Genomic DNA, 12617 nt, shown 5'->3' on the forward strand with positions numbered 1-12617 from the left:
CAGATTTGTTTTTCCTGCACTGGTGTTTCTTAGCTTTTTGGTCGATTAAAGGCTGATCAATAGCCAACGCCAGTCACAATCCGGGTCCATGGCCGAAATCGACTATTCAGAACACGGGAAACGCAATCGCGGCGCGCTGGGCACCCGGTTGGTGGCCACTGTGGCTTATATGGTAGCAGCCGCTTGTCTTCTGCCCATGGTTGCGGTTGTTCTGGCGGCAGTGACGGGCGGTACGGAAACGGTCTCGCATCTGTTTGAGACGGTTTTACCCGGTTATGCGCTAACAACCGTGATCCTTGTCGTTTTGGTGGCTATCGGCACGTTCTCTATCGGGGTCGGCGCGGCGTGGCTGGTGACGATGACGCGCTTTCCTGGGGTGCGCTTTCTGGAAATTGCACTGGTCCTGCCGCTGGCCTTTCCAGCCTATGTTCTGGCTTATGCCTATACGTTCATTCTGGATCATCCTGGTATCGTGCAGACCACGCTGCGCGACGTGACGGGTTGGGGGCCGCGCGATTATTGGTTCCCGGAAATCCGCTCGACCGAGGGCGCGGCGGTGATGCTGATCCTTGTGCTCTACCCTTATGTATACCTGCTGGCGCGAGCCGCGTTTTTGCAACAAAGCGCCACCGCTTTTCTGGCCGCCCGTGCGCTGGGCAAAAGCCCCTGGCTGGCATTCTGGCATGTTTCGTTGCCGATGGCTCGTCCGGCCATTGCCGGGGGTGTCCTGCTGGCCATCATGGAAACCATCGCTGATTTCGGCACGGTCGCCTATTTCGGCGTTCAGACATTCGCCACGGGCATCTACACAAGCTGGTTCTCGATCGGCGACCGAGCGGCTGCGGCGCAGTTGGCTTTGTGCCTGCTGGGCTTTGCGCTGGTCATGGCCGTGGCCGAGCGGACGCAGCGCGGCAAGGCAAAGTACTATCAAGCAGGCAAAAGCCATGCGTCCCTGCCTTCGGCGCAGCTTAAGGGCTGGCAATCCGCAGCAGCCATAACCTTGTGCGCTATTCCAGTGGTGCTGGGGTTCTTGCTGCCGGTATTCATCTTGATCCAGATGGGCCTGACCTCGGAACAAAACCTGCTGTCTCGGCGATATATCGGGTTCATTCAAAACTCGCTGACACTTGCAGGAGTAGCCGCCGTGGTTACGGTCTGCGCCGCGATCTGTGTTGGGTTCTTTCAGCGCCTTCGCCCGGGTCAGGGATCATCGACCACAGGCTATCTGGCGCGGTTGGGCTATGCGGTGCCCGGCGGCGTGATCGCTGTTGGCCTGATGGTACCCTTCGCCAGATTCGACAACGCGCTGGATTCGTGGATGCGCCAGACGTTCGACGTCTCGACCGGCCTGCTGGTGACGGGTTCGATCTGGTTGCTGGTGGCAGCTTACATGGTGCGCTTTCTGGCGGCAGCGCTCAGCGCGTATGAGGGTGGGCAGAGCACAGTGCACGCCAATATGGATGCTGCGTCCCGGTCTTTGGGCCAATCGCCGCTGGGCACCTTGCGCCGTGTGCATTTGCCAATCCTGACACCCTCATTGCTGACGGCCTTGTTGATCGTGTTTGTGGACGTGATGAAAGAGCTGCCCGCGACCCTGATCATGCGCCCATTCAACTTTGATACGCTTGCGGTCCAGGCCTATCGTCTGGCCTCGGACGAACGGTTGGAAGGGGCAGCGGTTCCCTCGCTTGTGATCCTGGCCGTCGGGCTTTTGCCGGTGATTCTTATCTGTCGACAAGTTGGGCGGCGATAGGACGAAACGATTCAAAAATACCACACCTGTTGGCACCGGACTTGATTCAAATGCGTTTTCCGGCAAGGCTGAGGGTATGAACATGCAGCCTCCCAGCCGGTTTTCTGCAAACTCGGCCCAGATGCCCGTCGCGTTCGACCGGCGCGAGATGTCACATATCCTGTCCGTCTATGGCAAGATGGTCGCCGCCGGAGAATGGCGCGACTATGGTATTTCCAACCTGCGCGACATGGCGGTTTTTTCCATTTTCAGACGTACGGCAGAGCATCCGATCTACCGGGTCGAAAAACACCCTCGTCTGCGGTCCAAACAGGGGATGTATTCGGTGATCGGCATGGACGGGCGTATCTTGAAGCGAGGCCATGACCTGCGCACCGTGCTGCGAGTGTTGGAACGCAAGCTGATCCGGTCTGTCGACCTTGATTAGAGCCTTTTGTGGGCTGTTACAGACCCGTCGCCCTGCTCCAGAATCCGTGTGATTGCTTGATCCATCGGCTCGAACGTCACGTCCATGTGGTAGGCGTTGGCATGAAGCAGCATGTTCTCGCCATAGACCCATGCCACGTGGCCTTTCCAGAACAACAGATCCCCGCGTTTTGGTTCAGTTCCGGCAGGCAGCGCCGTACCCAGTTCGCGTTCCTGATCACTGCTATCACCGGGGCAGGGTATGCCGCAGGCCAGCAAACCGGCCTGAACCAACCCGGAACAATCAATACCGAAGCGACTGTTTCCCCCCCAAAGATAGGGTGTGCCCAGAAACAGCTCGGCCACCGCTACGGGATCGGTCAGGTGAGTTGCGCTGAGTTTGGCGTGAATCGCCGGAATGAACCCCAGTTCTGTTTCCAGAAACCTATTCTGTTCCGACAGCACGCATAATTTGCTGCCGAAACTTAGCGATACGCGGTCCGGGCTTTTCATGTCGGGCCGTTGATAGGCATGTGTCGCGGGCGCGGTGACCCAGTGGGTCTGTTGCGCCTCAGGCCCCAGTTGATCGGACCTGACCCAACCGGGATAGCCATCCTTGACCGAGGTGATCCGGCTCCACCCATCGGTATCGTCAACAACATCTACCGGGTCGCCAAACAACAGCTGCCGATCCCTTGGGCCATTCGGGCTGCGCAACAAATCAACAACCGGCTGTATGACGCGCAGGCCGGTCATAGGTTCAGAATCCCGGGCAGGGCGGTCAGCACGGCACGCGGCCCTTGGCCCAGACCGCCCTTGCTGCGTCCGGGGGCTTTGCTGGGCTGCCAGGAATAGATGTCGAAATGCATATAGCGGCTGTCACCCACAAAGCGGCGCAGGAACAGGGCCGCGGTGATCGAGCCTGCGAACCCACCTAATGGAGCATTGTCCAAATCAGCAATGCCGGGTTCGATCATCGCCTCATAGGGTTCATGGAAGGGCATCCGCCAGACCGGGTCGGCCGATTGCCGACCAGCTTTGGCCAGCGCGTGTGCAGCGCCATCGTCATCGGTGTAAAAGGGCGCCAGATCGGGGCCAACCGCCACGCGCGCGGCACCGGTCAACGTCGCCATCGAGATGATCAGGTCAGGTTCACCCTCATCCGCCAGCGCCAATGCGTCGGCCAGAACCAACCGCCCTTCGGCGTCGGTGTTGTTGATCTCCACCGTCAGACCTTTGCGCGAGGTCAGGATATCCCCCGGACGGAAGGCATTCCCTGCGACCGAGTTCTCGACTGCCGGGATCAGCACGCGCAGTTGTACAGGCAGCTTTAGTGCCATGATCATCCGTGCCAGACCCAGCACATTGGCCGCACCGCCCATGTCCTTTTTCATCAGGGACATCGAATTCCCTGGTTTCAGATTCAGTCCGCCAGTGTCAAAGCACACACCTTTGCCGACAAGGGTCAGTTTGGGCCCGGTGTTGCCCCATGTCATCTCGATCAGGCGCGGTGTTTGCGCGGCGGCGCGTCCGACCGTGTGAATCAGTGGGAAATTCTGGTCCAGCAGGGCGTCGCCTTGAATCGTCGAACATGTCGCGCCGAATTCCTGCGTCAAATCCTCGGCCGCGGCCTGCAGCTGATCCGGTCCCATGTCCGAGGCCGGTGTGTTGACCAAATCGCGGGTCAGCGCCTCGGCACTGGCCAGCGCCTCAATCCGCGCGGCATCAACACCTTCCGGTGCGACGAGGCGCGCCTTGGCGGGTGATTGATTGGCGTAACGGTTAAAGGCATATCCTGTGAACAACCAACCAAGGCACTCGTTGCTTATCGCATCAGCGGGCACACCTGATGCGATGTGATAGGTTCCCTTCCGCAAGGCTTCGGCCGCCGCTGCCAACGGGAACCGTTTGCGCGCGCGCTTGTTGCTATTTCCGTAACCCGCCAAGGCCATTTCGGGCGCACCATCTGATTGCGGGATCAGCAGTGCCTGTCCCATGGCCCCTGTGAATCCATTGGCCTCGACCCACGATGCGATGTGGCTTGGCTGGTCTTGCAGCCAATTGTCGAGATCGGGTTGCGAAATGACATGCAGCGGAACAGAAGGTTCGGACGGCGAAGCGAAGGACAGGGTCATGGGTATCTCGGCTGGTTCGATTTGTGCCCAGCCTAGCCGCCCACGATCCGTCCGCAAGCCCCGTCAGAGGGAAAGATCCTGCTGATCCCAGATCACGGTCAGCGATTTCTCACCTACACGGATCAGGCGCGACAGGGTGGCCCCCGTCGCGACCGCATCCCCGGCATCCACAGATCGCGCCACATCACCGGCGACTCGGGCCAGCGCGGTCATGCCAATCTGTTCGGCGATGGCCACCAGTGACCGGGCGCATTTGCGCAGCCCGGCCCAGTCGCGCTGACGCCAAAATCGCTCGCAGTTTGACAGGCGCACGGCCAATTCCTCGACCGTACGGCACAAAACATCCATTGCGTTCTTGTCGCCCAATTGGTGATACAGCCCGTTCAAGCGGTCCGTATCCAGCCGAACGGTTTCCTTTTGTTCAAGCGTGACTATTTTATCCACCACATCTACCCCAATTCTCTACGCCCCCACGGCATAGTTGGACATTGGCGGTAGAATCCTTTGCAAAACCTTGCGTCGATGCTGGAAAATGGGTCGAATTTTCTGCGAATTCAGGTTACAGCAGCCGACAGACAAAAGAACGGGGACATGAGAATGGACTTAGCCAAACCTCTGCCGACCTATCTGGTCAAGCGGTACCACGGATGGAAAGCCACCACCTATTCGGAAAACCAGGTCTGGTATCGCCGCCTGGCCACTGAAGGGCAGCGCCCGCGTGCGATGGTGATTTCGTGCTGTGACAGCCGGGTTCATGTGACATCGATCTTCGGTGCCGATCAGGGCGAGTTCTTTATTCACCGCAATATCGCAAACCTTGTGCCTCCTTACGCACCTGATGGCGATCACCACGGCACCAGTGCGGCAATCGAATATGCGGTCACGGCACTGAAAGTCGCGCACCTGATCGTTCTTGGCCATTCGCAATGCGGTGGCGTTCAGGGCTGCATTGACATGTGCAAGGGAAAAGCCCCGCAACTGGAGGCGAAAGAAAGCTTTGTCGGCCGCTGGATGGACATCCTGAAACCGAAATATGACTTGGTTGCCGATGTTGAAGACAGCGTCGATCAAGCGCGGCAGTTTGAACGGCAGGCAGTCGTGGCATCGCTGGAGAACCTGATGACCTTTCCCTTCGTTTCCTCTGCGGTAGATGACGGCTCGCTGAGCTTGCATGGGCTGTGGACCGACATCGGTGAAGGTGGGTTGCAATGTTATGACCCTGCCGAGAAGAAATTCGTGGTTGTCTAAGCGACCCGACATCTGAAGAATTCGAATGGCGCGGATCAGGTCTCTGATTTCGCGCCATTTTTTGTTATGATTGACACAAATTTTTCGGATCAGGAGCGCGCCATGCGATTCATCAAACGTATTCTTGTCATTCTGCTTGTTCTCATTCTGGTTCTGGTTGGCGTATCCTACCTTTTGCCCGGCAAGGCCGAACTGTCCCGCAGCATCACGATCGACGCACCCGCCAGCGCGATCTTTCCTTACGTAAACTCGATGCAGGAAACCGAACAATGGTCACCCTGGCTGTCGCGCGATCCGGAAACCCAGCTGTCTTATTCAGGCCCCGAGGCAGGTGTCGGCAATACTCTGAACTGGACATCAGAGAACCCGCAGGTGGGCACCGGTTCGCAAGAAATCGTCGAAAGCGTTCAGGACCAGACGGTTAAAACGGCGCTGGATTTTGGTCCGATGGGGCAAGCATCAGCCTCCTTCGACCTGACGCCCGAGGGTGATCAGACTCAGGTTACCTGGGGATTCGAATCCGATCTTGGAATGAACCCCATGTCGCGCTGGATGGGCCTGATGATCGATAAGTGGGTTGGCGGAGATTACGAGCGCGGTCTGACAAACCTCAAGGCATTGGTTGAGCAGCAGGGGTGATTGGCAGAAGCTCTCAGTTTTTGTTCGAGTCGATTCTGCAGGGTACTGCGATTTAACCGAACGGCTTTTAGATGCCGTTCGGAAGGAGATCATGGTGACAAATTTGACGTTTATTATTGGGCAGCGTCCATCATCTGGATCAATTGAATGAGGTTCCCACAGGTATCGTCAAAAATCGCCATGCGAACCGGTCCGGCATCCATTGGCTCAACAGTGAACTCTACGCCAAGATCGCCCAGTCTTTTCCTTTCTTCATCCAGGTCTTCCACCTGAAACGAATGTGCAGGGATACCGTCAGACACAAGTGCTTCTTTATAAGGTTTCACAGCAGGGCGGTCGCTTGGTTCAAGCAACAACTCTGTTCCTTCGGGTTCTTCGCTTGACACCACTGTCAGCCAACGATTTTCACCCAACGGGATATTGTTCTTAACTGTGAAGCCGAGAGTATCAGTATAGAATTTTTCTGCCTTGTCTTGGTCGTCGACAAAAACGTTGGTCACATAGATTTTCATTTTTCTATCCCTTCTGTTTGTATTTCATGAGCCATGATGCCGCGGCGATATGATCTTCGTTGACGATTAGCGAATGGGCTTTCGTCCGCCCCCTCCATGTGGTCTCGATCAAACCAGCCTTCTCCAAAACGGTGAGATGCTGGGAAACCGTCTGGCGGGACAAAGCGATGCCATCCTCTGCAACCGATGCCGCGCATACCTCGAACAATGACTGAGCCGTTTGTTTGCTCAGATGGTCGATGATGCGGCGGCGCGTGCTGTCGGAGAGAGCTTTGAAAATAAGATCGAGGTGATCATCTGTCATCGAAATCAATATGCAGTAAACTTACTGCATATCAAGTTTGATTGCAAAGCGGGCTGAACATTTGGCCAAGAAAACAGCAAAAAGGCTGCAGAAAGCAGGCAAACAATTGTCGCGCTACACCAGACAAAAAAAGCCCCGCCGGGAAAGGCGAGGCTTAAATTCTCTGTTCGCTAAATGCTGAAAAGGAACTTAGCCCTTTTTCAGAACCTCACGGCCCAGCAATTCGGCGATTTGTACTGCGTTCAGGGCTGCACCTTTGCGCAGGTTGTCCGAAACGCACCACAGGTTGATGCCGTTCTCAATGGTCGAGTCCTGACGAATGCGGCTGATGAATGTTGCGAAATCGCCCGCGCATTCGATCGGCGAGACGTAGCCACCGGGTTCGCGCTTGTCGATCACCATGATACCCGGTGCCTCGCGCAGGATGTCGCGTGCTTCGTCTTCGTCCAGAAATTCTTCGAACTCGATGTTCACGGCCTCAGAGTGGCCAACAAAGACCGGAACGCGGACGCAGGTGGCTGTGACCTTGATCGACGGATCGACGATCTTTTTGGTTTCCACAACCATCTTCCACTCTTCCTTGGTCGAGCCGTCTTCCATGAAGACGTCGATCTGGGGAATGACGTTGAAGGCGATCTGCTTCTGGAACTTGTTCGGCGGCACGTCCGTGGTTGGGTTGTAGACCGCTTTGGTCTGATCCCACAGCTCATCCATACCTTCCTTACCGGCGCCAGACACCGACTGATAGGTCGACACGACGACGCGCTTGATGCGCGCGCGGTCATGCAGCGGCTTCAGCGCGACAACCATCTGCGCGGTCGAGCAGTTGGGGTTGGCGATGATGTTCTTGTTTTTGTAGTCGTGGATCGCCTGCGGGTTACATTCCGGCACGATCAGCGGAATGTCCGGGTCATAACGATAGAGCGACGAGTTATCGATCACCACGCATCCGGCTTTGGCCGCCTTGGGGGCGTAGACCTTGGTCGCCTCGGACCCTACGGCAAACAGCGCCATGTCCCAGCCGGTGAAATCGAACGTGTCCAGATCCTTGGTAGTGAGTGTCGTGTCGCCAAAGCTTACTTCGGTGCCCAGCGAACGACGGCTTGCCAGAACAGCAAGTTCATCGACGGGGAACTGGCGTTCAGCCAGAATGTTCAGCATTTCGCGGCCCACGTTACCCGTGGCGCCGACGACTACGACGCGATAGCCCATTTCATGTCTCCAATGTTAAGGACGCGCGTTCATAGCCGCGTTGCAGCAAAGAAAAAAGAGTTTTCGGGGTTTATTTCGCGCAATGACACCGATTTGACGTGGCGCATCGCCTCAGGTGTCGGTCAAAAGGCGTTCATAGAGCGCGACAAGCGTCTTTGCCTCACCATTGATGTCGAAATTCTGCTCGACATGGGTGCGGGCTGCGATATTGGAACGGGCAAGGGAATCGCGGTCGGACAACATCTCGGCGGCGGCTTCGGCCAGCGCGGGTATATCACCGGGTTGGACCACGCGGCCCAGCGACGGGTCGGTGACGATCTCGGAGAACGCGCCTACATCCGTGGCAACAACCGGCACGCCGCAAGCCATTGCTTCCAGCGGCGTCAGGCCGAACCCTTCCCACCGTTGCGGGGCAATGAACAGGTCCAGCACCTGATACCATTCGGCGATCTGATCGACGGTCACCTCGGGCATGAACAGAATACGGTCGGACAGGCCCGCCTTGGCGACCTTGTCTTTCAGTTCGGTCAGGAAGCTGGTGTGCTTTTCCGTGGCGCGGCCCATGACGATGCCATGGACGTCGTCAAAGCGGCCGCACAGATCGATCATTGCATCGACGAAAGCATCGGTGCCCTTCTGATGACGAATGCGGCCGTAGCAGCCCAGCAAAAGACCATCTGGCAAACCCAGTCGCGCCCGAACAGCTGCTTTGTCTTCGGGCGGTGTGAAATCCTGCAAGTTGATGCCATGCATGATGACCTGCGCATCTCTCTCCAGATACTCGGCGGTTTTGCGCGAAGTCGCGACGACCGCGTCCATTTTGTCGATCAGCCATTTGGTGTAACCCGAATGCGCGCGTTGCGAGGCGCTGGTGAACAGCAGCTTCAATCGCAGCCGCAGAACGTTTCGCAGGATCAGGCCCAGCAGCATCTCGGTATTGCGACGCGCGTGCCAGACGCGCAGTGTTTTGCGCGACAAAAAGGGCAGGCGGCCCAGCGGGATATGTGGGATGTCATCTGGCAGACCCGGCCCGGTGGCCGCGATGTCGATCCATTGCGCCTGCAGCGGCACCAACCGGGCAATCGTCGCGGTCACACCCGAAAGTCTGTGTTTGAGGTTGGGGGCAATGACGCGCGGGTCGGACATGGACACTCCTGGCAGTTCCAGCGTTAGTCGACGCTGTCGCGGCTGAACAAGTAGATCACGCAGCCGATGGCCAGCGTGACCGCAAAAAAGCCGAATATCGCTGTGTAGGGCGCGGTCGGGCTGATGTCCACCGTGGCGGCATGGATGCGGCCGGTGACGAATTGCGCCAGTCCTACACCGCCAATGCCGAAGAGGTTCAGCAGGGTCATGCCGCGCCCAACCAGATGCGGCGGAACAAAGGCCCGTCCATGAGCCATGATGACCGGGAAGCTGGCCCCCAGAAACCCGATCGCTGCCATCAGGACGACCGCCAGCCCAACTGCGTTGTCGACCCAAAGGCACATCAGAACCAGCCCCACTGTGCCCAGCGCGTTGCCGCCAAAGATCACCCATTTTCGCGTGCCCAGCATTCGATCGAGCGGCCCATACGCAAAGGTACCTGCAATCATCGCCGCCCCCATGATCAGGGTCGCTGTCCCGATCTGGGTGGTGCTAAGACCGAAGATATCGCTGAGGTACGGCCCGGCCCAAAGACCCCGAGTTGCCGCCGACGGAGCATAGGCCACCAGCATCAGCGGCAAGATCGCCCACAGGGCGGGCTCTTTCAGCAGGTCCAGCACCGATCCCCTGTGTTCGGTCTCGACACGTTTGGGATCATGCACGCTGAACCAGATACCCAACGCGATCGCGGCAGAAAAAACGGCCAGCGTCCCCATCGTGGCGCGCCATCCCATCAGCTCAACCGCCAGCGCAGTAGGGTACGAGGCAACCAGATTGCCGACCGATCCGACGCCCAGCATGACAGCCGCCAAAGTGGCGAAGCGGGCAGGTGGGAATTCGCGGGCGAAGATATAGTAAGATGCCATCAACACCGGTGAGCAGCCGACCCCGATCAACCCCATTGCGATGGCGATGTGAAAAGGGGAGCTGGATAGGGCAAACAATGCCGCTCCGCCGGCACCACCGACCAGCAGCAAGACCGCCGCCGTCAGGCGCGGTCCAACTCGGTCCAGTGCCCAGCCTACGGGCAACTGCATGGCGGCAAAGATCAGAAACCAAAGACCTGACGCAAAGGCCAGATCCTCGGGTGTGGCTCCGATATCGCGCCCCAGATCAACACTGAGAACCGCGAGAAAGGCGCGAAAGAACTGGCTGAGCACATAGCCCAGGCACAACACCACCAGACCTGCCTTCATGAAAACCCTCTCCCCCAAACCGGCGAAGAAATGCTTGGCACGTCACGGTGCCACACACAAGCGCGTGTGCTATACTGATTTTGCCGGACAGTGATCACATTCGGGCTATCCTTGTCCGTACCGAATATCCGAGGTGCCAATGAAAGACGCCCAGGCCGCGTTCTATGACAGTCTTCCCCTGTTGCGGGACTTTACCCGTTTGGTGGACCCGGCGCGTTTCTCTGCTGTTCCGGGCGATTGGGCGTTGGGCGTGGCAGATATCGTCGACTCCACCGGTGAGATTGCAAAAGGGCGCTACAAGACGGTGAATATGGTCGGCGCGGCGGTGATCTCGGCCATGATCAACGCGCTTCACGGCAAGGAGTTCCCTTATGTTTTTGGCGGTGACGGCGCCGGATTCGCCGTGCCCGCAAGTGAGATCGACACTGCAAAAGCGGTAATGGCGGACCTCAGGCGCTGGGCGGACGAAGAGTTCTCGATCTCGCTACGCGCGGCGTTGGTTCCGGTTGCCGAAATTCGTAAGGCAGGAAAAGACCTGCGGGTCGCGCGTTATGCACCGTCTGACGGGGTGGACTATGCCATGTTCTCGGGTGGCGGGTTGGCCTGGGCCGAAGCACAGATGAAGGCTGGTACCTTTACAGTGCCGCCTGCCGACCCTGGCGCACAGCCCGACCTGACCGGGTTGTCCTGCCGCTGGTCCAACAGCAGGGCCCGCAATGGTCAGATCGTCTCGGTCGTGGTTCAGCCCACAGCAAATGCGACCGAGAGTGACTTTGCGGATCTGGCCCGTTCGGTTCTGTCGGCGTCAGAAGAATTAGAGCGTTCGGGGCATCCGGTACCCGAAAATGGTCCACCGATCAGTTGGCCGCCCCCGGATGTGGGTCTGGACGCCCGCGTATCGCGGGCAGGGCGCAATTTGTTGATGCAGCGGGTGAAATTGCTGGGCCAGAATCTTTTGATTGCCTTGTTGTTCGCATCGGGAAAACGGTTGGGCAAGTTTGAACCTGAACATTACAAACGTATGGTCAGCCGCAACGCCGATTACCGAAAATTCGATGATGGGCTGAAAATGACGCTGGATTGTGACGCTGCCACGTTGACGCAAATCCGGATGATGCTCGAACAGGCGCGCGGACAGGGCAAGATCCGTTATGGGCTGCATGCGCAGGACGAGGCGATGATGACATGTATCGTCCCCTCGGCGACGCGCGACGATCATGTTCACTTTGTGGATGGGGCTTCGGGCGGCTATGCGCAGGCCGCCGCCACCATGTACGCCTGACGCGCTATTTCGCCTTCCATTTCGCCGCCAACGCGCGGGATGCCTGCGCCAGCAACATCACATCAATGCCGACCGCAAGAAACTGTGCGCCCATTTCATAATAGGCTTGGCTGGCCTCGTCATTGGTGCCCAGTATGCCGGGCGCTTTGCCCGCGGCCCTGATCCTTGTGATGGCGTCCGCAATGACAGCGCGCACTTCCGGCGCTGCGCTGTTTCCTTGATATCCCATGTCGGTGGACAGATCCGCTGGGCCAATAAACACTCCGTCGATGCCTTCAACCATCAGGATATCATCCAGCGCAGCCATACCGGCGCGGTTTTCCACCTGAACCAAAAGGCAAATTTGATCGTCTGCAGATTGAATGTACTCCGGGATCGAGCCGTACATTGTCGCCCGGGCCGCACCGGCCCCTACGCCGCGCACACCTGATGGCGGATAGTGGCAGTCCCGAACCAATTGTCGCGCCTGATCGGCGGTTTCAACCATCGGTACCAGAACAGTTTGCGCACCGGCATCCAGCACCATCTTGATCAAAGCGGTTTCGCCAACCGGAACACGCACCACCGGATGCGAGGAGCTGGCAGCCAACGCCATAAGCTGATCACGGATTGATCGGATATCGTTCGGCGCGTGTTCACCATCAATGACCAGCCAGTCGAATCCGGCGGTGCCCATAATTTCGGCAGTGATGGATTCGGCAAAACTCATCCAGCAGCCTATCTGCCGATCACCCTGTATTAGAGCCTGTTTGAAGCTGTTTTTTGGGACTGGCATGGCCGGACCT

The 12617-nt window shown here is 58.0% G+C and carries 14 protein-coding genes; 5 read left to right on the top strand and 9 right to left on the bottom strand.

The window, feature by feature from the left end; translation table 11 throughout:
• Positions 1-88: 88 nt before the first annotated feature.
• Entirely contained in the window at positions 89-1753 is a 1665-nt protein-coding gene (locus AC2FI8_RS03120) for an ABC transporter permease (protein WP_496777061.1), read from the top strand.
• Positions 1754-1829: 76 nt separating this feature from the next.
• Positions 1830-2180, top strand: a complete 351-nt coding sequence (locus tag AC2FI8_RS03125) for a DUF2794 domain-containing protein (protein ID WP_058275250.1) — start codon at positions 1830-1832, stop codon at positions 2178-2180.
• Here AC2FI8_RS03125 and AC2FI8_RS03130 read toward each other — a convergent pair.
• The 3 genes from AC2FI8_RS03130 to AC2FI8_RS03140 form a co-directional block, all read right to left on the bottom strand.
• The gene (locus AC2FI8_RS03130) at positions 2177-2914 is read right to left on the bottom strand and encodes a C40 family peptidase (protein WP_496777063.1); all 738 of its coding nucleotides are present in this window, start codon (positions 2912-2914) and stop codon (positions 2177-2179) included. The genes AC2FI8_RS03125 and AC2FI8_RS03130 overlap by 4 nt on opposite strands.
• Entirely contained in the window at positions 2911-4293 is a 1383-nt protein-coding gene (locus AC2FI8_RS03135; RefSeq protein WP_496777066.1) for a leucyl aminopeptidase family protein, read from the bottom strand. Before AC2FI8_RS03135 ends, AC2FI8_RS03130 begins: the two co-directional genes overlap by 4 nt.
• Before the next feature lie 63 nt (positions 4294-4356).
• Positions 4357-4737 carry a hypothetical protein gene (locus AC2FI8_RS03140; RefSeq protein WP_496777068.1) on the bottom strand — a complete coding sequence of 127 codons (381 nt, stop codon included), beginning with the start codon at positions 4735-4737 and terminating at the stop codon, positions 4357-4359.
• 153 nt (positions 4738-4890) lie between these two features.
• Here AC2FI8_RS03140 and AC2FI8_RS03145 point away from each other — a divergent pair, with 153 nt between their 5' ends.
• Together AC2FI8_RS03145 and AC2FI8_RS03150 are read left to right on the top strand one after the other, a co-directional pair.
• A complete protein-coding gene (locus tag AC2FI8_RS03145) occupies positions 4891-5541 on the top strand; it encodes a carbonic anhydrase (protein ID WP_282119743.1) in 651 nt (216 codons plus the stop codon).
• 102 nt (positions 5542-5643) lie between these two features.
• Positions 5644-6180, top strand: coding sequence for an SRPBCC family protein (locus tag AC2FI8_RS03150; protein WP_496777070.1), 537 nt, complete (start codon positions 5644-5646; stop codon positions 6178-6180).
• A gap of 113 nt (positions 6181-6293) precedes the next feature.
• Here the strand turns inward: AC2FI8_RS03150 and AC2FI8_RS03155 are convergent, their stop codons facing one another.
• From AC2FI8_RS03155 to AC2FI8_RS03175, 5 genes are all read right to left on the bottom strand, one after another.
• On the bottom strand, positions 6294-6692 hold the full coding sequence (locus AC2FI8_RS03155) for a VOC family protein (protein ID WP_496777072.1): 399 nt from the start codon (positions 6690-6692) through the stop codon (positions 6294-6296).
• A gap of 4 nt (positions 6693-6696) precedes the next feature.
• Positions 6697-6996, bottom strand: a complete 300-nt coding sequence (locus AC2FI8_RS03160; protein ID WP_496765871.1) for an ArsR/SmtB family transcription factor — start codon at positions 6994-6996, stop codon at positions 6697-6699.
• Positions 6997-7185: 189 nt separating this feature from the next.
• Positions 7186-8208, bottom strand: coding sequence for an aspartate-semialdehyde dehydrogenase (locus tag AC2FI8_RS03165; protein WP_496726219.1), 1023 nt, complete (start codon positions 8206-8208; stop codon positions 7186-7188).
• A 111-nt stretch (positions 8209-8319) separates the two neighbouring features.
• Positions 8320-9354 (bottom strand): glycosyltransferase family 4 protein, encoded by a 1035-nt coding sequence (locus AC2FI8_RS03170; protein ID WP_496777077.1) that lies wholly within the window; start codon positions 9352-9354, stop codon positions 8320-8322.
• Between the two features lie 23 nt (positions 9355-9377).
• Positions 9378-10550, bottom strand: a complete 1173-nt coding sequence (locus AC2FI8_RS03175) for an MFS transporter (protein WP_496777080.1) — start codon at positions 10548-10550, stop codon at positions 9378-9380.
• A gap of 139 nt (positions 10551-10689) precedes the next feature.
• On the opposite strand from AC2FI8_RS03175, the gene AC2FI8_RS03180 reads away from it, so the two are divergent.
• On the top strand, positions 10690-11832 hold the full coding sequence (locus AC2FI8_RS03180) for a DUF3095 domain-containing protein (protein ID WP_496777082.1): 1143 nt from the start codon (positions 10690-10692) through the stop codon (positions 11830-11832).
• 4 nt (positions 11833-11836) lie between these two features.
• Here the strand turns inward: AC2FI8_RS03180 and AC2FI8_RS03185 are convergent, their stop codons facing one another.
• Complete coding sequence (locus AC2FI8_RS03185) at positions 11837-12607, bottom strand: aldolase/citrate lyase family protein (protein ID WP_496777084.1); 771 nt, start codon at positions 12605-12607, stop codon at positions 11837-11839.
• Between the last annotated feature and the right edge of the window lie 10 nt (positions 12608-12617).

This window comes from Ruegeria sp. CDSB029, from assembly GCF_059611125.1.